The 21,389-nt window shown below is 62.9% G+C and carries 21 protein-coding genes; 13 read left to right on the top strand and 8 right to left on the bottom strand.

The window, feature by feature from the left end:
- Positions 1-52: 52 nt before the first annotated feature.
- Genes ASD12_RS05270 through ASD12_RS05255 form a run of 4 tightly spaced genes read right to left on the bottom strand, consistent with a single transcriptional unit; the run spans position 53 to position 4,137 of the window.
- On the bottom strand, positions 53-892 hold the full coding sequence (locus ASD12_RS05270) for a hypothetical protein (protein WP_056582605.1): 840 nt from the start codon (positions 890-892) through the stop codon (positions 53-55).
- On the bottom strand, positions 879-2,282 hold the full coding sequence (fliI, locus tag ASD12_RS05265; RefSeq protein ID WP_056582603.1) for a flagellar protein export ATPase FliI: 1,404 nt from the start codon (positions 2,280-2,282) through the stop codon (positions 879-881). The genes ASD12_RS05270 and fliI overlap by 14 nt, the downstream gene beginning before the upstream one ends.
- A 3-nt stretch (positions 2,283-2,285) precedes the next feature.
- Positions 2,286-3,008: a flagellar basal-body rod protein FlgF gene (flgF, locus tag ASD12_RS05260; RefSeq protein ID WP_056582601.1), complete on the bottom strand. Its 723-nt coding sequence runs from the start codon at positions 3,006-3,008 to the stop codon at positions 2,286-2,288.
- A 7-nt stretch (positions 3,009-3,015) separates the two neighbouring features.
- A complete protein-coding gene (locus ASD12_RS05255; protein ID WP_056582599.1) occupies positions 3,016-4,137 on the bottom strand; it encodes a DUF1217 domain-containing protein in 1,122 nt (373 codons plus the stop codon).
- Positions 4,138-4,285: 148 nt separating this feature from the next.
- Here ASD12_RS05255 and motA point away from each other — a divergent pair, with 148 nt between their 5' ends.
- From motA to ASD12_RS05225, 6 genes are read left to right on the top strand one after another with little or no spacing between them, the layout of a single operon-like run.
- On the top strand, positions 4,286-5,161 hold the full coding sequence (gene motA, locus ASD12_RS05250) for a flagellar motor stator protein MotA (protein ID WP_056582597.1): 876 nt from the start codon (positions 4,286-4,288) through the stop codon (positions 5,159-5,161).
- A 32-nt stretch (positions 5,162-5,193) separates the two neighbouring features.
- Entirely contained in the window at positions 5,194-6,141 is a 948-nt protein-coding gene (locus ASD12_RS05245) for a FliM/FliN family flagellar motor switch protein (protein WP_056582594.1), read from the top strand.
- 16 nt (positions 6,142-6,157) lie between these two features.
- Positions 6,158-6,544, top strand: a complete 387-nt coding sequence (fliN, locus tag ASD12_RS05240; protein WP_056582592.1) for a flagellar motor switch protein FliN — start codon at positions 6,158-6,160, stop codon at positions 6,542-6,544.
- Positions 6,545-6,588: 44 nt separating this feature from the next.
- Positions 6,589-7,599, top strand: coding sequence for a flagellar motor switch protein FliG (locus tag ASD12_RS05235; protein WP_056582590.1), 1,011 nt, complete (start codon positions 6,589-6,591; stop codon positions 7,597-7,599).
- A 9-nt stretch (positions 7,600-7,608) separates the two neighbouring features.
- Positions 7,609-8,691: a flagellar biosynthesis protein FlhB gene (flhB, locus tag ASD12_RS05230; RefSeq protein WP_056582589.1), complete on the top strand. Its 1,083-nt coding sequence runs from the start codon at positions 7,609-7,611 to the stop codon at positions 8,689-8,691.
- A complete protein-coding gene (locus ASD12_RS05225; protein ID WP_056582587.1) occupies positions 8,688-9,125 on the top strand; it encodes a hypothetical protein in 438 nt (145 codons plus the stop codon). Before flhB ends, ASD12_RS05225 begins: the two co-directional genes overlap by 4 nt.
- 40 nt (positions 9,126-9,165) lie before the next feature.
- Here the strand turns inward: ASD12_RS05225 and ASD12_RS05220 are convergent, their stop codons facing one another.
- Positions 9,166-9,936 (bottom strand): helix-turn-helix transcriptional regulator, encoded by a 771-nt coding sequence (locus ASD12_RS05220; RefSeq protein ID WP_056582584.1) that lies wholly within the window; start codon positions 9,934-9,936, stop codon positions 9,166-9,168.
- Positions 9,933-10,643, bottom strand: coding sequence for a helix-turn-helix transcriptional regulator (locus ASD12_RS05215; RefSeq protein WP_056582582.1), 711 nt, complete (start codon positions 10,641-10,643; stop codon positions 9,933-9,935). Before ASD12_RS05215 ends, ASD12_RS05220 begins: the two co-directional genes overlap by 4 nt.
- A 516-nt stretch (positions 10,644-11,159) precedes the next feature.
- Between ASD12_RS05215 and ASD12_RS05210 the strand changes: the two genes are divergently transcribed.
- A complete protein-coding gene (locus ASD12_RS05210; RefSeq protein WP_156398539.1) occupies positions 11,160-12,389 on the top strand; it encodes a TMEM43 family protein in 1,230 nt (409 codons plus the stop codon).
- Between the two features lie 55 nt (positions 12,390-12,444).
- On the opposite strand, the gene ASD12_RS05205 is transcribed toward ASD12_RS05210, so the two are convergent.
- On the bottom strand, positions 12,445-13,476 hold the full coding sequence (locus ASD12_RS05205) for a histone deacetylase family protein (RefSeq protein WP_056582578.1): 1,032 nt from the start codon (positions 13,474-13,476) through the stop codon (positions 12,445-12,447).
- Positions 13,477-13,499: 23 nt separating this feature from the next.
- Positions 13,500-14,153: a TetR/AcrR family transcriptional regulator gene (locus ASD12_RS05200; RefSeq protein ID WP_056582577.1), complete on the bottom strand. Its 654-nt coding sequence runs from the start codon at positions 14,151-14,153 to the stop codon at positions 13,500-13,502.
- A gap of 259 nt (positions 14,154-14,412) precedes the next feature.
- On the opposite strand from ASD12_RS05200, the gene ASD12_RS05195 reads away from it, so the two are divergent.
- The 6 genes from ASD12_RS05195 to ASD12_RS05170 all read left to right on the top strand — a co-directional run bounded on the left by ASD12_RS05195 (position 14,413) and on the right by ASD12_RS05170 (position 21,364).
- Positions 14,413-16,092 carry an amidohydrolase gene (locus tag ASD12_RS05195; protein ID WP_056582575.1) on the top strand — a complete coding sequence of 560 codons (1,680 nt, stop codon included), beginning with the start codon at positions 14,413-14,415 and terminating at the stop codon, positions 16,090-16,092.
- Between the two features lie 142 nt (positions 16,093-16,234).
- Entirely contained in the window at positions 16,235-17,329 is a 1,095-nt protein-coding gene (locus ASD12_RS05190) for an ABC transporter ATP-binding protein (protein ID WP_056582573.1), read from the top strand.
- 2 nt (positions 17,330-17,331) lie between these two features.
- Positions 17,332-18,252, top strand: coding sequence for an ABC transporter permease (locus ASD12_RS05185; RefSeq protein WP_056582570.1), 921 nt, complete (start codon positions 17,332-17,334; stop codon positions 18,250-18,252).
- Complete coding sequence (locus ASD12_RS05180; RefSeq protein WP_056582568.1) at positions 18,245-19,045, top strand: ABC transporter permease; 801 nt, start codon at positions 18,245-18,247, stop codon at positions 19,043-19,045. The genes ASD12_RS05185 and ASD12_RS05180 overlap by 8 nt, the downstream gene beginning before the upstream one ends.
- A 22-nt stretch (positions 19,046-19,067) precedes the next feature.
- Positions 19,068-20,102, top strand: coding sequence for an extracellular solute-binding protein (locus ASD12_RS05175; protein WP_056582566.1), 1,035 nt, complete (start codon positions 19,068-19,070; stop codon positions 20,100-20,102).
- Between the two features lie 65 nt (positions 20,103-20,167).
- Positions 20,168-21,364, top strand: a complete 1,197-nt coding sequence (locus ASD12_RS05170) for a serine hydrolase (RefSeq protein ID WP_056582564.1) — start codon at positions 20,168-20,170, stop codon at positions 21,362-21,364.
- Positions 21,365-21,389: the final 25 nt, after the last annotated feature.

The following is a 21,389-nucleotide window of genomic DNA, read 5'->3' as shown; positions in this document are numbered from 1 at the left end:
CCGCCAGTCTTGCGCGGACCTTGCGGATGGCCGGACGCCTGAGACGGGGCGTTTATTTGGAGAGTTCGATCACCTGGTCGGCACTGGTGACCATGACCCATTTACCGTTGCGCTGCTCGATAGAGGATACCTGGCTGGAGTCAGGCAGTATCGAGCCACGCTGGACGATCCAGAGGCCAGCGTCGTCCTCGATCATGGCACGGCCGTTGGCAACATGAACCATGCGGAATTTCGCCGCGTCGGCCGGAAAGGGTTGCTCGTCAGGTGCAGGTGCCGGATTGGCGTCATCCTGCACGGTTCCCGTGGCAAGCAGATCGAGATTGGCGGCGGGGACGTCCTTTGCCGTCAGCGGCGCGCTGCGTTGGGCGACCACGCCGCCGCCCGCCCGTCCCGAATTGGTGCCGGTGCCGCCGAACTTCATCGCCTGGACGCCAAACTGGTCCTGGTTGAAGAAGATGTACCAGGGAAACAGAGCGCAGATCAGCCCGAGCGTGATGCCGAGCGCGGCAATGACGAAATCGCTGCGCCGATCGGACTTCTTGTTCAGCCGGGGAAACTGCGCCTTTGGTGGCAGCGGCCATTCTCTGAGCGGGAACAGTCCGTCGATCAGCGAGTCGCGGCTGGCCTGCGTCATCTCGGCAGCCTCCGTCTGGGGAGCCCGGTGCAGAGCGGGCTCGGCGGCCCTTGCCCGAACAGGATCGGCTTTGGCAGCCCGTGGCAGGGTTGGCTTTACGGCTCTGGCCAGAACGGCTTCGGCTTTGGCAGCTATGGCACGGGCAGCCTTTGCCTTGGCAGATCGGGCTTCGTCAGCCCGGGCTTCCTCGGCGGCGTTGGCCTCGGCGATCATGTCGCGCAGGATGCGCTCGGTATATTCGCGTTCAGTCTCCGGCATCGGCGTTCAGCTTGCTCTTGAGGTGGCGGGCGAGATCGGAGAACGGGTCGGCCGACGGACGGTCCTTCGGCGCTTGCGTCAGTGCCTCGTAGATCAGCGGCACCTGGCGCACGGCAATATCGAGTTCGGCATCGACGCCGCCCTGATAGGCGCCCAGCAGGCGGATATCGCGCGTGTCCTCGAAGCGCGAGATCATCGACTTCAGCCTTGTCACCAACGCGCGCTGTTCGACGCTCCAGGCCTTGCCGGCCAGGCGCGATATGGACGACAGCGGATTGACCGGCGGATAGCGGCCCTGTTCGGCGATCGTGCGGTCGAGCACGACATGGCCGTCGAGGATGCCGCGCACGGAATCGGCGACCGGATCGTTGTGGTCGTCGCCGTCGACCAGCACGGAGATAATGGCGGTGATCGACCCCTTGCCTTCCGCGCCTGGCCCGGCGCGCTCGAGCAGCTTGGGCAGTTCGGTGAACACCGAGGCCGGATAGCCGCGGGCGACCGGCGGCTCGCCGGTCCCCGTCGCCACCTCGCGCAAGGCGTGAGCGAAGCGGGTGATCGAGTCCAGCACCAGGAGCACACGGTGCCCCTGGTCGCGAAAATGCTCGGCGACGCGCATGGCGGTGTCCGGCGCCCGCCGGCGCATCATGGCGCTTTCGTCGCTGGTGGCGACGACGGCGACGGTCTTGGCCATACTGTCGCCGATCGTGTCCTCGAGGAATTCGCGGACTTCGCGGCCGCGTTCGCCGATGAGCGCCACGACGACGGTGTCGAAAGCGTCGGCGCCGGCAAGCATGGCAAGCAGCGTCGACTTGCCGACGCCGGAGCCGGCGAAGATGCCGAGGCGCTGGCCGAAGCAGAGCGGCGTGAAGATGTCGATGACCTTGACGCCGGTCATGAAGGCGGTGCCGACGCGCTGCCGCGCCATGGCGCCGGGCGTCGTCTGGGCGCCGCTCGATGCGTCGTCGCCCCTGACCAAAGGCGGGCCGCCATCGATTGCCCTGGTGAGCGCGTCGATGGTGCGACCACGCCACGAGGCATGCGGCGCCACCGCGAGCGGACCGCGGCGGAATACGGCATCGCCGATGCCGGCATCGGCGCTGCGTTCGAAGGGTGCCACGACGACCTCGTCACGGCTGATCTTGACGATCTCGCCGCGGCGCGCGCCGGCATGGCCGCGCTGCTCGACGATGTCGCCCAGTCTGGCGAAATTGGAAAGGCCGTGCACCTTGTAGTGCGTGGGCGTGACTTCGGTGACGCGGCCGCCGCGCTTGAGCAGCGCCTCGGTGTCGGCGAAACGCCGCCAGACCCGTTCCAACGCGGCAAGCCGGTCTTCCGGCGCCGGCTGGAGCTGTCTTTCGGGTGCGCGCAGGGATAGCTGGTCGAGCGACATGGGTTATTTCGAGCCGAGCGTCTTGATCGCCTCGTCGGTGGAGGAGTCAGTCTGCCGCATCAGGGCGGCGGTGTTCTCGAAGGCACGCTGAACCATAATCAGCCGGGTGATCTCCAGCACCGGATTGACGTTGGATTCTTCGAGAAAACCCTGGGCGACGCCGATATCGGAGCGATCGGTGACAGGCTCCGGCGTGCGCGCCGGAACGATGCCGGAATTTCCGTAGCGGACGAAGTTCTCGCCCGGGTCGAAATTGTAGAGGCCGATCGAACCGACAAGCTGATCGTTCTGGCGCAGCGAACCGTCGGCCCCGGCCTTGGGCGGACCGCTGCGCGGGTCAAGCTGGATCGGCGAGCCGCCGGCATCGAGTACCGGGTGGCCCTCGATCGACATCAGTTCGCCGTTCTCGTTCATCGAAAAGCGCCCGTCGCGGGTCATGACGGCGCCGACAGGCGTCTCTATGGCGAACCAGGCATCGCCCTGAATGGCGAAATCGAAGGGATTGCCGGTCTCGCTCAAAGCACCGTGAGCGCCGGAAAGATAGGTCTTGCCAGAGGAGGCGAAGGACACCGATTTCGGCCCGGTGCCGGACACGACGTCCTCGAACTTCACGCCGGTGGCGCGAAAACCGATCGTCGAGGCGTTGGCGACGTTGTCGGCGATCGTGTCGAGGCGACGCTCGAGCGCGATCTGCGAGGATAGGGCGACGTACAGACTGTCCCGCATAATAGTCTCAGAACCTTAGTTTCTGCATGGCCATCATCAGGTCGGTGGAGATGCCGACCGTGATCGGCTGGGAAAACAGCACGCTAACCGAGGTGACGGCCGATGAAGTGGGGTTGTTGATTTCGTACATGCTGGTGAAGCGAGTCAGGAACTTGCCGAGTTTCTCGGGGTCGGAGAAATCCGAGATGTCGAGTTTCTGCTCGAACAGCTGCGCCTGCTTGTCGACATCGGCGGTGGCGAAAGAATCGGGCAGGCCGAGCACGGTGCGCACGACGCTGGCAAGCGCGGTGTCGGCCAGCACGTCGTACCAGTTGGTGATGGTCGGGGCCTTGCGGTCGAAATAAAGCGCCAGCCGCACGCCCTGGTTGGTCTGGCCGGCATCCTCTTCGAGGGTCTGGCGCATGTATTTGTCGACGGTCGGCTGCTGCGCCGGATTGATGGTGGTGGTGTTCGCACCATAAGCTTCGAAATTGAAGGCGGAGGCAAGTGCTGCGTAGGTCTTGTCCGTCATCTTGTTAGCGACGCTGTCGGGGTTGCGGACGCCACCCTGCAGAACGCTCTTGATGAGATCCTTGTCTTCCGTGGTCGAATCGAGGCCGAATGAAGCCAGTGCGTAGGTGTAGAGCCGATTGTTCGACATCAGATCGTCGATCGACTTCACCTTGGTGATGTTGGCGAGATAGTATGTCGTCTCGCCTTTCACATAGTCCGAATCCGCATCGAGGCCGGCGATTTCAGCCTGCGAGGCATAGTTCTTGGTCACCAGCTGCTGCGTCTTGTTGTAGATGGTCGCATCGGCGCCGTTGGCGGCGAAATTGAAGGCCCTGACGAATTCGGCGTAACGCTTGTCGGTCAGCTTGTTGGCGAAGCTGTTGGGATCGGAGACGCCTTCCTTGAGCGCCTTGACCATGAAGGCCTTGGCGTAGTCCATGTCCTCGAGCCCATAGGCCTTCATGGCGTATTTGAACAAGCGGTCATTTTTGACGAAATCGTCGATCGATTTCACCTTGGTGATGTTGGCGAGATAATATTTGGTATCGCGATCAACCACCGGCTGCTGCTCGATCCTGTCGATCGACTTGGTGATATCCTTGGTGATCAGCTGGTAGCTGGTAAAGGTATTAAGCAAAGACGTGCCTCCGGCCGAAGCTAATGTCGGCACAATAGCCCTACTTCCTTGCGCGAAACTGAATCGGATCCGGTGGCTTCGATTCAAGCCTCACACAAGGCACGGGAGCTATCCCTTACGCCTGATGTGAAATGCGGAAGGACCTTTCGTGGGCATTCTGATTGGACTGGTGGTTACGCTCGGCTGCGTCCTTGGCGGCTTCATGGCCATGGGCGGCCATCTTCACGTGCTGGTCCAGCCGTGGGAAGCCGTGGTTATCTGCGGTGCCGCGTTCGGCACGTTTCTGGTGGCCAATCCGATGAAGACGGTCAAGGATACCGGCAAGGCCATCCTCGAGGCGTTCAAACAGGCGGTGCCGAAGGAACAGAACTACTTGGAAACGCTGGGCGTGCTGCACTCACTGATGCGCGAGCTGCGCTCGAAGTCGCGCAGCGAAGTCGAGGCGCATATCGACAATCCCGAAGAATCGGCGATCTTCCAGGCCTTTCCGACCGTACTCAAGAATCACGACCTGATGGCCTTCATCTGCGATTACTGTCGCATCATCATCATCGGCAATGCCCGCTCGCACGAGATCGAGGCGCTGATGGACGAGGAAATCCAGACCATCAGGTCCGACAAGATGAAGGCCTATCATGCAATGGTGGCGGTCGGGGACGGCTTGCCGGCGCTCGGCATCGTCGCCGCCGTCCTCGGCGTGGTCAAGGCGATGGGTGCGCTCGACCAGTCGCCGGAAATCCTCGGCGGTCTGATCGGCGCCGCACTTGTCGGAACGTTCCTCGGCATCTTCCTGTCCTATGCGGTGGTCGGGCCGGTCGCCACCAAGATCAAGACGGTTCGCGAGAAGAACAACCGCCTCTACATCATCGTCAAGCAGACGCTGCTGGCCTACATGAACGGCGCGCTGCCGCAGGTGGCGATCGAGTTCGGCCGCAAGACCATCTCGTCCTATGAACGGCCGACAATCGACGCCGTAGAGCAGAGCACGATGAACACCGGTGCCGTCGAAAAGAAGGCCGCCTGAACGATGCGCGACAGATCGGTCCCAGCACTGTCATGACCAGTCCGGGCAGCCCAGCGGAAGCGCGCTCGCTGATCATCGAGCGTCTGGTCGGCGACAGCGGCGAAGCCGCCCAGGTCATCGGCACCGGCCGGGCCATGGCCGAACGCGCCGCGCCGTTGCTGCAGAAGAGCTTGACCAGTGAGCTTGGTGTCCCGGTCACCATCGATCTCAGGGCCGTCGAGGTCAGCCGCGTCTCGGAGGCGCGCTCGCGTGCCGGCGAGACTTTTGCCATGACAATCGTCGCATCATCCACGTCCTCGGATGCCATGACCCTGGTGATTGATGCGCCGGCGATCGCGATCATGGTCTGCACGCTGTTCGGCGGCGATCCGGAGATGTCGGCGTCGCCCATAGAGCGCGATCTGTCGCAGATCGAGGTCGATGTCTCGACCATGGTGTTCCAGCAGGTCGCGCAGGCCCTGAACGGATCGGGACGACGCTCGCTCGACCTGCGCCTGCCCGTGCCGCGGGCAATGTCGGGCACCGAGGCGAAGCGGCACGTGCTGCGCGACGGCGCGGCGATCCGTATCGTCCTTGGCATCTCGACGCCGGCCGACAGCGGCACCGTCACCGTGACGATGCCGCAGCGTATCGTGCTGGCCAGCCGGGACAGTGCCGCCGTCGCCGGCGAGAACGATCAGGGGGCCAGCTGGCGCGCGCGCTTTTCGGAAGAGGTGATGCGCTCCACCGTAGCACTCGAGGCCACGATGCCGCTGGCCCGGCTGACACTCGGCGACCTTGCCGGTTTCGAAATTGGCCAGGTCATTGAATTCGAGGAAACGGCGCAGTCGCAGGCGCGTCTCAGCGCGCGCGGCAAGACGCTGTTCGTGTGCGAGTTCGGCAAACTGGGACAGAATTACACCGTTCGAATCAGGCATCCCTACGATGCCGGGCAGGACTTTATCGAAGCGCTGATGCCGGCTTCCGCCGGCAGCGCCTGACATTTGGAGACGACGCATGGCCAAGACCAAGGTGGAAGCCGATCTCGACCAGCCGGACGAGCAGCTCGACCGTGCCATTGAAGAGTTGCGCGGTGTGCTGCATGACGAGGAGCAGCGCCCCGATGCGGCGTTCAGGGCCGCTTCCGGCGCCAATTCGAGCGTCATCATGAACATCCCCGTCGATGTCCAGATCATCCTCGGCAGCACCGAGATGCCGGTCTCCGACCTGATGGCGCTGCAGAAGGGGTCGACGGTGGCGCTCAATCGCCGTATCGGCGAACCTGTCGACGTCGTGGTCAACGGCCGCAAGATCGCGCGCGGCGAGATCACCGTGCTGGAAAGCGATCCGTCGCGCTTCGGCATCAGGCTGACCGAAATCATCGCCGGCACGAAGGGCGCCTAGGACATGGGTTGCGGAGCTTGCCGGTGGCAGCGGAGGCGAGTGGCATGACGACGCCGGTGACCTTGACCCGCGCGCAGAAGGCGGCCGCCATATTGGTGGCGATGGGCAAGCCGTCGGCCAGCCGCCTGCTGAAATTCTTCAAGCAGGAAGAACTGAAGGCGCTGATCGAGGGCGCCCGTCTGCTGCGGACGATTCCGCAAAACGATCTCGAGCGCATTGTCGCCGAGTTCGAGGCCGAGTTCACCGAAGGGGCGGGATTGCTCGATTCCGCCGACAGGATGGACACCATCCTCAACGAGTCGCTGTCGCCCGAAGAGATGAGCGCAATCATGGGCGACAAGAGATTCGAGGTCGCACCGGAAGGCCCGCCGCCGATCTGGCCCGAGCTCGAAAAGCTCGAGCCGGCGCGGCTTGGTGCCTTCCTGGCCGGCGAGCATCCACAGACCGCGGCCATGGTGCTGTCCAAGCTGGCGCCGCAAGTGGCGGCGAGCGTGCTGCTGACGTTGACCAAGCCGATGCGTGGCGAAATCATCAAGCGCATGGTGACGATGGCCAATGTTCCGGAAGCCGCCAGCAAGATCGTCGAGAACCGGCTGCGCACCAGCGTGCTGACGGAAACCTCGACGAAGGACACCTCGGCCGGGCAGGCGCGCGTCGCCAGCGTCCTCAACGAACTGGACAAGCCGCTGCTCGAGGAGGTCATGCAGGACCTGGAAGCCGCCGGCACGCCCGATCTCGATGGCGTCCGGGCTCGCCTGTTTGCCTTCGACGACTTGCCGCTGCTCACCCAGAAGGCGCGGGTGCTGCTGTTCGACGGGCTGTCGACCGAACTGGTCACGCTGGCCCTGCGCGGCGCGCAGGCGGGACTTGCGGAATCAGTGCTGTCGGCGATCGGCGCGCGGTCGCGGCGCATGATCGAAGCCGAACTCGGACAGGGATCGGAAGGGATTCCCCTCGCCGACATCACGGCGGCGCGCAAGACGATCGTGACGACGACGATCCGGTTGTCACGCGAAGGCGCGTTCGAGCTCCCCTCGACCCAGAACGCCGCCTAAGACCGGGCCATGGCTGATGCGGTCGACAAGGATTCGAAAACCGAAGAGGCAACGGAAAAGAAGATCCGCGACACAATCGAACAGGGCAAGCTGCCCCATTCGCGGGAAACGGCGCTTCTTGCGTCCTTCGTCGCCATACTGGTGTTCACCGTCTTCTACGCCAAGGACGCCGTCATCGATCTCGGCATGTTCCTGTCGATGTTCCTGGAGAAGCCGGAAGCCTGGCCGATGGACACCGAGACCGATGTCATCGCGCTCTACAAGATCGTCCTCCTCGAGGTTGGCCGCGCCGTCTTGAGCCTGTTCGTGCTGCTGACCGTAGCAGGTGTCGGCGCCTCGGTGTTCCAGAACATGCCGCAATTCGTCGGCGAGCGGGTCCGGCCGCAATTTTCGCGCATCTCGATCGTCAAGGGCTGGAACAGGCTGTTCGGCATCCAGGGCTTCGTCGAGTTCGCGAAGTCGATCGGCAAGGTCGGCTTTGCCATCCTCGTGCTGATCTTCACGCTGTCGGAAGATCACCGCAAGCTGCTCGCCGGGATGATCACCAATCCGGTCGCCTTTGGTCTCGTCATCCGCGGCATCGCCGTCGACATCCTGGTGGCGATCGTCTTCGTCATGGGGCTGATCGCGGCAATCGACATCGTCTGGTCGCGCTTCCACTGGAAGCAGGACCTGCGCATGAGCAAGCAGGAGGTCAAGGACGAGTTCAAACAGTCCGAGGGCGACCCGATCGTCAAATCGCGGCTGCGCTCGCTGGCGCGTGACCGGGCGCGCAAGCGGATGATGACGGCGGTGCCGCGCGCGACGCTGATCATCGCCAACCCGACGCACTTCTCGATCGCGCTGAAATACGTACGCGACGAGGACTCGGCACCGATGGTGCTGGCCAAGGGGCAGGATCTGGTGGCGCTGAAAATCCGCGAGATCGCCCGGGAACACAACATCCCGATCTTCGAGGACGTGGCGCTCGCCCGCTCCATGTACAAGCAAGTTTCGGTCGATAATGTGATCCCGTCACAATTCTACCAGGCCGTCGCCGAACTGGTGCGGATCGTCTACTCCAAAAAGGCTGAGCGGAGACAGATTTCATGAACCGCCAACCGCACGCAAAATCCCGCGAGATCATCGTCGCCAGCGCCATCGAGCAGGTGGTGGGGGAACTGAGGCTGATCGATGTCGCCGACTACATCGCCTTTATCCGGCTGGAGCATTTCGCGTGCCTGTCGGATCTGGTCGATTCAGCGGTGGAGCTGTTCTTCATGCCTGGCACGCTGCGGCTTGGCCATGGTGGCGAGGCGCATGTCGACTGGAGCGGCACCCCGCGCATCGTGCTTGACCTGGAGCTGCGGCCGCCCGGCGTCACCGTCTATTTCCAGCTGACGCTGAGCGAGCTCGGTGCCTCGGTGGTGGTCAACTACGTGTCGTTCGAGAAGCCGGGCGAAGACCCCGAGCACAACACGGCGCTGCTCGAGGCTGTGATCGAAGAGGCGCGTATCCGCAAGGTCGAACCGCTGGCTTATCGCTGACAACGATTGCGAGCCGCCCTCAGCCGATCCTCGAATTATCCTATTCGATCAGGCCCAGCCGTAGCGCCTTGGCCACGGCCTGGTTGCGGTTGACGGCGTTGAGCTTCTGGGTCGATTGGGTCAGATACTGGTTGGCGGTGTGCACCGACAGCTTCAGGAGCCGCGCTATCTCTTCGCTGGTGTTGCCGTTGGCGGTCAACTTCAGGCATTCGAGTTCGCGCTTGGAGATGGCGCGCATGCGGCCGGCATCGCCCGGACGGATGCGGGCGACGGCGGCGAACAGCGAAAAGCAGCGGGCGTGGATCTCGTAGAGCGTCTCCTGCGGCAGGGCGATCTCCGAGCCCAGGAACACGACGAGGCCGCATTGGCCGCGATCGGCGTGGACGGGGAGGGCGATGCCGCTGGTGCCGGGCGCCAGCGCCGCCATCTGCTCGGTCCAGGCGAGATTGCCGAACATCTCGGCCATGGCGGCGACACCGTCATCCGTCCACCAGCGCGGTTCGGTCGAGATGCGGGTGTGGCGCACGATCTCCTCACCATTGGCTCCCGAGATGAACTTTGTCGCCACGGCAATCCCGGGATAGTCGGAATCGAAACAAGGAACGAGCCGTGCCCGTTCGGCCGAAGGGCTGACAAAGAACAGGCCGAAGGCCGAGGCGTTCATGTCGACGGCGATCCAGCGACAGCGGCGCACGGCATCGGGAATGGTGACGGCGTGGTGCGTTTCGGAGCCGAGCGAAAAGGCGCCGAACGGATTGCGCTGCTCGTTGAAAAGGGCTTCGGCAGCCTCCTTGATATCGGCGTGTTTCAAATGATGCCGCTCCTGATCGCCGTGGCGATGGCCATCGCGCGGTTGCTGGCCGCGAATTTCTGGATGGCGTGGGTGATGTAGCTGTTGACGGTGTTGGAGGAGACGCCAAGGATGACGGCGACCTCGTCGGTGGTCTTGCCTTCGGAGACCCAGAACAGGCATTCGCGCTCGCGATCCGACAGCGGATCCTGCATTGCGGCGGCGGCGATCAGCTGCGGGATATGCGAAAGCGCGTAGCAGCATTTCAATTGCGCCCGCATCAGCGCTGGCTGGTCGATGCCGCCGGCACTCGCTGCCGAGAACAGGGCGAACAGGCGCTGGCGGCCGACATTGAGGCGCAGCGAATAGATCTCGGCATGGCCGAGCACGTCGAGAAGGCGCGCCTCTTCGCCGGTGATCAATCCGTCTGCTTCGGGTGCCTGAGATGCCACCAGCGGCTGCGGACGGATGCCGGGCGCGACGGTGAGCGCGCCTTGCGCAAGCCCGGCGATCAGCCGCTTGCCGATCAGCTCGATGGCGTCGAAAATCCAGTTGGACGAGACGATGCGCGCATCGTTGCGGTCCTGGTCGTGGACGATGGCGACCAGCATGTAGCTGTCGGCGCCGATCTCGGCGGTCAGTTGCATGAAAAAGCTGGTCAGATCGCCGCGCGACGTCAGGCGCGAGCCCAATGTGTCGGATTGAAGTAGCGCGGCGGGACTGCTCATTCTTGTTGCTTTTGGCCGGAATCGTTTCTGCTGTCCGGATGCTGGAAGCCAGCCGCCGAACCCGAATACGCATTACTTTGACGAAGACACACGCGTGGCGCAGGGCTGCGCCAACCAGGTCCGAATCCATTCAGGGAACGCGAAGCCGTCCGCGTCTGGTGCCGGAAAAACTCCGGAACAAGAGACTTTGGGTGGTCGCCGCGCCCCCCGAGGACCGGCTGATTCGGGTCTAATCTACCCGCAGTTGAATCCGACATCAAACGCGATTTGACAAAATCGAATCTGGTGGACTCAGGTGCGACTCAGATGCGGATTTTCGCACTTTGGACAGAAGACCGCGACGCGAAAAGTCGTCAATGATTGCAAGCCGGCCATATCGGTGGCTAGTCGATTCCGGTAGGTTCGGGAGCGTTGAAGAGGCGGGCGCCTCTTGCAGCCATGCCTGCGGGCGGCAGGCCGTCGCAATCATCTCGCCGCGGGACGCAGCGTGGCGGCAATTTGGTTTCGGGGGAAACAATGAGCGATTCATTTCGGGAAATTACATCCGTCTCGTGGTTTGGGCGCATCAAGCGTGCGGTCGGCGGGGTCATCTTCGGCCTGCTTTTGGTCGTGCTGATGGTGATCGGGCTGTTCTGGAACGAGGGCCGCACAGTGCAGACGGCGCGCTCGCTGGCCGAAGGGGCCGGCGCCGTCGTTTCGGCCAGCGCCGACAGAGTCGATGCCGCTAATGACGGTAAGCTGATGCATGTCAGCGGCCCGGTGACGGCAGACAGCGGTCTCGCCGATCCGGATTTCGGCATCGCGGCGCAAGGGCTGCGGCTGTCGCGTGGCGTAGAGATGTACCAGTGGAAGGAAGAATCCAAATCCGAGACCACCAAGAAGCTTGGCGGCGGCGAGGAGACGGTGACCACCTACAGCTATTCGAAGGTCTGGGACGACAGCCAGATTGACTCCTCGGATTTCAAGAAGCCGGACGGCCACCAGAATCCGCCGATGGCAATCCACAGCCGGACCTTCCAGATTCCGCAAGGCAAGCTCGTCGCCTTTGATCTCGACCAGCCGGTGCTTGATCGCATCGAGGGCGACAAGGCGTATGCGCTGTCGCCCGACCAGTCGGCCGCGATCAAGGCCGCCTATACCGGGGCAAAGCCGCTCAGCATCGTCGACGGCAAGATCTATCTCGGCGCCGACACCACAACGCCGGCGCTGGGCGACTACCGCATCGGCTACGAGCTGGCGCCGCTCGGCGTGGTCAGCATCGTCGCGCGGCAGGCCGGCAGCCGGTTCGAACCTTACCAGACCGAGGCGGGCGATGCGTTGCTGATGGTCGATACGGGCGCGGTGCCGGCCGACAAGATGTTCGCCGAGGCGGTCAGCGCAAACACGCTGGTCACCTGGCTGTTGCGCGCCGCTGGCCTGCTGTTGCTGACCATCGGCTTTGCCCTGTTCCTCAGCCCGATCGGCGTGATCCTCGACGTCATCCCGTTCCTCGGCAGCATGGCGCGGATGGGAACCGGCATCATCGCCTTCTTCCTGGCGATCGTGGTCGGCACGACGACGGTCGCGATTGCCTGGTTCTGGTATCGGCCGGTTCTGGCGGTGGGCATCCTTGCGGCCGGCGTCATCGCGGCAGCAGCGGTCTACTATCTCGGCCGCTCGCGCAAACCGGCCGAGCCAACCGTCACGCCCAGCGTTGGCGCCGCGACCTGGTCGCGAGGACCGGGCGGCGCTGCCGCCCGGTCCTGACCGTCTTTGCTTATGCTTGTCCCCAAAACCGCCACACACTTTTGGGCGACAGGCATTACCGACCCTCGAATCCGGTCAGCACGCCGACGGCGTTGACGCCGATCTCCTCGACGGCATAGCCGCCCTCCATCACGAACAGCGTCGGCAGGCCGAGCCTGGCGATGCGGCGGCCGATCTTGGGATAGTCAGATGTTTTCAGCTTGAACTGGCTGATCGGGTCCTTCTCGAACGTGTCGACACCGAGCGAGACGATGACGACATCCGGTGCGTAAGCGGCGAGCCTGACGCAGGCATCCTCCAGCGAGGCGCTCCAGGCGTTCCAGTCGGTGCCGAAGGGCATGGGATAATTGATGTTGAAGCCTTCGCCTGCACCGGCGCCGCGTTCGTCGGCATGGCCGAGGAAGAACGGGTACTCGACCATCGGGTCGCCATGCAGGTTGAGCACCTGCACGTCGGCTCGGTCATAGAAGATCTCCTGCGTGCCGTTGCCGTGGTGGTAGTCGACATCGAGGATCGAGATGCGTTTGGCGCCCTGGTCGCGGAACCATTGCGCGGCAACGGCGGCGTTGTTGATGTAGCAGTAACCGCCCATGAATCCGGCACCGGCATGGTGGCCGGGCGGGCGGCAGAGCGCGAAGGCGGATGTCTCGCCGCCCTTGACCATGCTGGCGGCGGTCAACGCCACGTCATAGGACGATTTGATCGCGGCCCATGTGCCTTCGACGAAGGTGGCGCCGGCATCGAAGGAATAGTAGCCGAGCAAGGCGTCGATGCGCTTTGGCGGCACGTCGCCGCGCAGGCCGCGCGTCGGCCAGGTGAAGGGCATCGCCGTGCCCATGAAGCCGGCTTCCACCCATTGCGGCCAGACCGTCGGCAGGAAGTCGATGTAGTCTGATTTGTGGATGCGCTTGGCGGCGGCGAGATCATGCTCGAGCGGCAGGACGATCGGCCCTAACTTCTCGCTTTCAACCCGCGCCTTGATGAATTCGGCCCGTGAAGGCTTTTCGAAGCCCGGCACGATGGCGCTCGTGACCAGTTCCATCTGGCCGGCATGACCAGCATGGAGCGGCGAATAGACAGTCTTCATAAAATTCCTCTCGAAGTGCGAAATCAGTCAAGATTGAGGTAGGGGCTCACCAGAGCGAGCCACATGGTTTCCACATCGTCCTCGATGAGGTCGAATGTCCTGCGATCTTTTTTCAGCCCTACAAGCCGGCAGACATGGCCGACCTCCATCATCACCACGCCGAGCCGGCTGGCGATCGTGTCTTCGAGAGCCGGGTTCGCATGCTGCAGCCATGCGGCGTAGAGGGCGACGATCTGGTCGTCATATTCGTTCTGGATCGGCCTGAGGTCGGCGTTGCCTGAAATAGCCTCGATCACCGGCATCAGGCTGGCGTTTTCGAGGTAGAGCCTGGAAGTGTCGATGAAGAGCTTGCGCACCTCCTGCCGAAACTCTTCGCGGTTGGTGGGCGGGGCGACCTTGATGCGCTTCGCGATCACCTCGGGAAAGGAGGACAGCCAACGCCGGGCGAGGTCCAGAAGGATGGCTTCCTTATTGGGAAAGTACTGGTAGACCGAACCGACCGACAAGCCCGCGCGCTGCGCAATGGCCAGCGTCGTCGGCGTCCTGGTTCCTTGCTCCCGCGTCAAGATCAGCGCCGCGTCGAGAATCCTGTCGACGACCTTGCTCGACCGTTGCTGCCGCGGCTGCTTGCGCGGCTCGAGCGCTATCCTGGTTTTGCGGTCGAGACTGCGCTTCACTGCTTGATGTCCTCGTTCCCCGCCCGGTCTCAACACAGGCGCAGGGTGCTGTCCACAATACATTCCATATTCCGCACGTTGACAAACGCGAATAATCAGTCGCATTCTTTATCGACGCTGCCTTCCGGGATGACAAGGGGAATTTCGAAGACAGCGCACTGGCATCTTTTCCATCCCATGGCGCCGCTCCGGTGGAGCGGCAGGTCGTTGGACAAGAGGGTTGTCGGTGTCAGTCAGTCGTCAAAAGCGCGGAGTCGCGATGTCTGTCACGGGTGCGGGTCACAATGCGGATCTGATCGTCATCAACGGTCGTGTGCGGACCATGGACGATGACAATCCCGCCGCCGAGGCCGTTGCCGTCAAGGACGGCGCCATCATCGCCATCGGCAGCCGCGCTGCAATCGAAGAGCTCAAGGGATTGGCCACCAAGGTTATCGACGCCAAGGGCGGTTCGGTCGTGCCGGGCTTCATCGAAGCCCACATGCATCTGTTTTCAGGCGGGGCTGAACTTGCCCACCTTCAGCTGACAGGTATTCACGGGTTCGAGGCGCTGCAAAAGGCGATCCGCGATTATGCGCCGACGCGACCCGATGCGAAGATGCTGGTCGGGCAGGGCGTCGACTACACCGTGCTCGGCAGCGAGCGGGTGACGCGCCACCATCTCGACGCCATTTTGCCCGATCGCCCGTTCTGCATGGCCGCGCCCGACCATCACACCATGTGGGCCAACACCAAAGCGCTGGAAATGGCGGGCATCCTGCAGGGGCGCACGCTTGGTCCCGGCAATGAGATTGTCATGGGTGATGATGGACTGGCCGCGGGCGAATTGCGCGAAGGCGAGGCCTTCGGCCCGGTGCTCGACCTTGCCGGCGAAAGCCGGGTGCGGCTGGGGCTGTCGACCGGCGGCGAGCCGGATCCGATGCCGACGGCGGCGGAACGGGACGCCGATCGCGACATCATGCGGCGTGGGCTCGCCTGGTGCGCCCGCCACGGCATCACCTCGATCCAGAACATGGACGGCAATCTGTATCAGCTCGAGCTGCTGGCCGAGATCGAAGCCGAGGAAGGCTTGCCTTGCCGCGTTCAGATCCCGTTCCACTACAAGAACTTCATGACGCTCGACATGCTCGACAAGGCCTCCGTCATGGCCGAACGCTACAACAGCGAATGGCTGTCGTCGGGCATGGTCAAGGTGTTTTATGACGGCGTTCTCGATTCCTGGACGGCTGTCATGGTCGAGCCCTACGCCGACCGGCCCGACTGGGTGGGCGAGCCTCTGTTCACGCCACAACAATTCATCGATCTGGCCGTCGCGGTCGATAAGCGTGGGCTGCAGATCGCTGTACACTCGATCGGCGATGGCGCGGTGCGCGCGGTGCTCGACGGTTATGAGGCGGCGCAGAAGGCGAACGGCAAGCGCGACAGCCGTCACCGGGTCGAGCACATCGAGGTCACCACCATTTCGGACGTGCCGCGTTTCGCCGAACTCGGCGTCATCGCCTCCATGCAACCGCCGCATCCGCCCGGCGCCATGGATTTTCCGCTGGAGCCGACGGTGTCCCGCATCGGGCCGGCGCGCTGGCCGCTGAGCTATGCCTGGCGAACCCTGAAGGATGCTGGCGCGCATGTCGTCTTCGCATCGGACTGGCCGGTGTCGCCGATCGATCCGATCCTCGGCATTCGGGCGGCAATGTTGCGCAAACCATGGGCAGACAGCGACCCGGACCAGAGCTTCTCGCTGCATGAGGCGCTCGCCGCATATACGGTCGAGGGCGCCTATGCCGAATTCGCCGAGCACCGCAAGGGCGCACTGAAAACCGGCTACATGGCCGATCTGGTCGTATTGTCGGCCGATATCGAGAAAACGCCGCCGGCCGATCTGCACAAGGTGCGGCCGGTGACGACGATCTGCGGCGGCAAGATCACCTACCAGGCCTGACAATGGCATGCGGCTTGCTAGCCGAAAGTAACTGACTGAACTGTGGTTCAATGCCGGGCTTGCCAACCTACCGGCCATGTGGTCACATCGAACAGGGGAAGAGCTCCGCCAGCAAGAGCGGGGTCAACAGTGAGGCGTAATCGTGCCGGACAAACCGGATCGGAATGCGATTGAAGTAGTAAACGTCAGCAAAATTTTCGGGTCAGGTGAGGGGCAAGTCGCTGCCCTCGACACGGTCTCGGTGTCCATCCGCGAGAACGAGTTTTTCACGCTGCTGGGGCCATCCGGCTGCGGCAAGACGACGTTGCTCAGGCTGATCGCGGGCTTCGACTTTCCAACCGCTGGTGAAATCCTGCTTTATGGCCAGGATATTGCGCCGCTGCCGCCCTTCAAGCGGCCGGTGAACACCGTTTTCCAGTCCTATGCGCTGTTCCCGCACATGACTGTCGCCGACAATATCGGCTTTGGCCTGGAAATGCTGGGCAAGCCGAAGGCCGAGATCAAGGCGCGCGTCGCCGAGATGCTGAAGCTGGTCAAGATGGAGGCACTCGCGGGTCGTCGCACCAGCCAGATCTCCGGCGGCCAGCAGCAGCGCGTGGCGCTGGCCCGGGCGCTCGCGCCGCAGCCGAAGGTGCTGCTGCTCGACGAACCCTTGTCGGCGCTCGACTACAAGCTGCGCAAGGAAATGCAGATCGAGTTGAAGCGGCTGCAGCATGAGACCGGCATCACCTTCATCTTCGTCACCCACGACCAGGAAGAGGCGCTGACCATGTCGGATCGCATCGCGGTGATGTCGTCGGGCAAGATCCTGCAGGTCGGTTCGCCCTGGGATATCTACGACAAGCCGGCGGAGCGCTTCGTCGCCGACTTCATCGGCGAAACCAACTTCCTCACCGCCGCCATATCAGGCATCGGCAACGGCAAGGCGCGCGCGACGCTCAAATCCGGCACGACCATCGAGGCGACCGTTGCCGAAGGCTTCCAGCCCAAGGGCAACGCCACCGTGGTGGTGAGGCCCGAGCATGCCAAGCTGACCAACAGCAAGGGAGACCTGTCAGGCACGGTCGAGAACGTCGTCTATTTCGGCACCGACACGCATATCCACGTCCAGCTCGACAGTGGCGAGGACTTCACCGTTCGCCAGCAGAACACACGCAGCGCCGGCTGCGGTTTCGAGCGTGGCGACAAGGTCGGTATCCTGATCGGCAACGATGCCGCGCAAGTGCTGAAGGACTGATCATGGCGACCGCGGAAGAAGTCGCCAAGGCAGCGGAGCGGCGCGATGTGCGTGACCGCTGGCTTCTGTCAGCACCAGCGTTGCTGGTCATTTTCCTCGCCGCGACCGGTCCCCTGCTGATCGTGCTGGTCTACTCGTTCCTGACGCCAGGCTCCTATGGCGACGTGAAGTGGCAGTTCTCGCCGGAAGCCTGGATCGCGGTGTTTCTGGAACGCGATATCTTCGACGATACGCTTTCGATTGCCGCCGCCCACGTCACCATCTTCCTGCGCTCGATCAAGCTTTCGGTGGTGACGACCATCGCCACTTTGGCGCTTGGCTTCCCGACCGCCTATTTCATGGCCACACGCAGTGAAAAGACCCGTGATCTCTGGCTTTTCCTGATTACTATTCCGTTCTGGACCAACCTGCTGATCCGTACCTTCGCGGTGCTGCAGATCATTCGCAACGAAGGCATCATCAACACGATCCTGCTCAAGCTCGGCATCATCTCGGCGCCGATCCAGATCCTCTACACCGACACCGCGATCCTGATCGGCATGGCCTATGTCTACCTGCCGCTGATGGTGCTGCCGATCTATGCCAGCATGGAGAAGCTCGATTTCCGGCTGGTCGAGGCGGGCTATGATCTCTACGCGACACGTTTCCAGGTGCTGCGGCGGATCATCTTCCCGCTGGTCAAGCCGGGCGTCATCGCCGGCTCCATTCTGGTCTTCATTCCAGCACTTGGCGCCTATGTGACGCCGAGCGTGCTTGGCGGCGGCAAGAACATGATGCTGTCCAATCTGATCGAATTGCAGTTCGGGCAGGGCCGCAACTGGCCGCTCGGCTCGGCGCTGTCGATCGCCGTCATGATCATCGTCATGGTGGCGCTGCTTGCCTATGTGCGCAATGCCGGCAAGTCAGGGGTGCGTCATGGCTAAGAACTTTTCCATCAAGCACCAGCCAGGTTTCACCGCGATCGCCGCGACCTGCTTTATCGTGCTCTATCTGCCCATCATCGTGCTGGTCATCTATGCCTTCAACGCGGCGAGCTCGACCTCCGAATGGGGCGGGTTTTCGCTGAAATGGTTCCAGTCGGCATGGCAGAACACGCAGGTCGTCGATGCCACCTTGCGTTCCTTCCAGATTGGTTCCATCGCGGCGGTGCTTTCCACCATCTTCGCCACCATGGCGGCGCTCGCCACCACGCGCACCGCACCCTATCCCGGCCTCACCTTCAAATATGCGGCGATCAACCAGCCGCTGATGGTGCCCGAGATCGTCACCGGCGTGGCGCTGCTGATCTTCTTCTCGCGCGTCAAGATCTTCACCGGCTATTCCGGCATCGGTTATCTGGTCGCCGCGCATACGGCGTTCTGCATTCCCTTCGCCTACCTGCCGATCCGGGCCCGGCTTGAGAATATGGACCTGACGCTGGAGCGTGCCGCCGCCGACCTCTACGCGACGCCCTGGAAAACCTTTCGCCGCATCACGCTGCCGCTTCTGTGGCCCGGCATCCTTGCCGGGCTGATGCTGGCGTTCGTCATCTCGCTCGACGATGTCGTCATCACCGAGTTCGTCAAATCGGGCGGTCAGGACACGCTGCCCACCTACATGCTCGGCCAGATCCGCCGCGGCATCACACCCGAGATCAACGCGATATCGACCGCCTTCCTGCTGCTTTCGGTCGCGATCGTCACGTTGTTTTTCTTCGTCAGCAGGAAACGAGACTGAACCGAAAATGGGAGTTAAAAACATGAACTGGAAGACAACAGCAACCGCCGTGGGGTTGGCGCTGCTCGCATCGACGAGCCTGGCGCGCGCCGATGGCGTGCTCAACATCTACAATTGGGGCAACTACACCAGCCCCGACGTGATCAAGAAGTTCGAGGCCAAATACAACGTCAAGGTGACCATCACCGACTACGATTCCAACGACACCGCGCTGGCCAAGGTCCGCCAGGGCGGCACCGGTTTCGACATCGCCGTGCCTTCGCAGACCTACGTGCCGATCTGGATCAAGGAAGGCCTCCTACTGGAAACCGATCCGGGCAAGATGGAGAATTTCAAGAACGTCGCGCCGGAATGGGCCAACCCTGAATTCGATCCGGGCCGCAAATATTCCGTGCCGTGGGCCTGGGGCACGATCGGCGTCGTCGTCAACACCGATGCCTATAAGGGCCCGGCCGATACATGGGGCATCGTCTTCAACACGCCCGACGAGCTGAAAGGCAAAGTCAACGTCGTTCCGGAGATGGGCGACGTTATCTTCGCGGCGATCAAATATGTTGGCGGCCAGCAGTGCACCGACGACAAGGCGGTGCTGAAGAAGGTGCGCGACCTGCTTGTGGCGGCTAAGCCGAACTGGATCGCGATGGAATACAACACCATCGAGAAGATGGGCGCCGGCGACTTCAAGGCGACCAGCGACTGGAACGGCTCGGCGCTGCGCCAGCGGCTGGCCAACCCGGCCATCCACTACAACTATCCGAAGGAAGGCTTTGGCCTGTGGAGCGACAACGTCGTTGTCCTCAAGGAGGCCAAGAACGTCGAGAATGCCAAGCTGTTCCAGAACTTCATCATGGATCCGGAAAATGCGGCCGGCCTCTCGGCCTTCCACCGCTATGCCAACGCCATCACCGGCTCGGACAAATACATGCCGGCCGACATGAAGGACGCCCCGGAAGTCGTCATTCCGGCCGAAGCCAAGCCGAAGGGCGAGTTCCAGAAGATGTGCGCGCCTGAAACCCAGGAGCTCTACACCAAGATCTGGACCGAACTGCAGAAGTAATCTGCTGCATTACGGACCTGGCGGCACACGCCGCCGGGTCCTTTCTTTTCCGGGAATGGCCTTTCATGGACTCCTACCGCAACTCCGATCCGCGGCCGCCGATCATGCAGGGCTCGCCGCCAGCCATGGTGCCGCCGAAGCTCGACTGGGACCGGCCACCGTGGAACCGCTGGGCGTTCCAGCACATTCGCGAAATTCTGCCGACCGCCGAAGTCTGGCGCGGCAATGGCCATCGCCACCGTTTCGAACGCGCCGAGGCCGATCTCGACGGGCTGGCGGTCGAAGACAGCGAGGGCAAGCCGACAACGCTCGCCGGTCTGCTCGACGAGACCTATACCGACGGCTTCCTGGTGCTGAAGGACGGCAAGGTCGCCTATGAGCGCTATTTCAACGGCATGAGTGACCGCACGCTGCACCTGTCGCAGTCGATGGCAAAATCCGTCACGGGTTCGGTGTTCGGCATACTGGTCGGGCGCGGCCTGATCGATCCGGCCAAGCCGGTGACCGACTATCTGCCGGAACTCGGCGCGACAGGCTGGGCCGGCGCCAGTGTCCAGCATGTGCTGGACATGACCAGCGGCGTGCGCTTCTCCGAGGAATATACCGACCGCTATTCGGACATTGGCCAGGTCGATGTCGCCACCGGCTGGAAGCCGGTGCCGCTGGACAGCGATCCGGCCTTTCGCTGGCCCTCGCACATGTTCGAGCTGATCCTGGGCCTGAAGGAAACGATCCGCCCGCATGGTGCTGCGTTCGAATACCGCTCGATCGAGACCGACGTGCTTGCCTTCATCATGGAACGGGTGACCGGAAAACGGCTGCCGCAGCTGGTTTCGGAAGAACTCTGGCAAAAGCTCGGTGCGGATGAAAGCGCCTACTTCACCGTCGACCGCGCCGGCTATGCGGTGGCCGATGGTGGCCTCAACGCCACGCTGCGCGACTACGGCCGCTTTGGCCATATGATCCTCGACAATGGTGGTGGTGTCGTGCCGGCCGACTGGATCGAGGCCACGCGCAACGGCAGGCATGGGCCTGATTTCAGCCCCAGCCTGCCGGAGGGCAGCTATCGCAACCAGTTCTGGATAGAGGATCCGCGCTCGCGCGCGCTGATGTGCCGGGGCGTGTTCGGGCAGATGATCCATATCGACTGGAACACAGGAATGGTCGTGGTGAAGCTTTCGACCTATCCCGATTTCAGCAATCTCGCCTATTCCATAGCGACGCTGAAGGCCGTGCACGCCATCGCCGCCGCGCTCGCCTGAGCCTCAAAAAGAAAAGATCCAGAAG

Source organism: Mesorhizobium sp. Root102 (genome assembly GCF_001425625.1).
In the GTDB taxonomy this organism is placed as follows: Bacteria; Pseudomonadota; Alphaproteobacteria; order Rhizobiales; family Rhizobiaceae; genus Mesorhizobium.
This window is presented reverse-complemented; position numbering and strand designations above follow the sequence as displayed.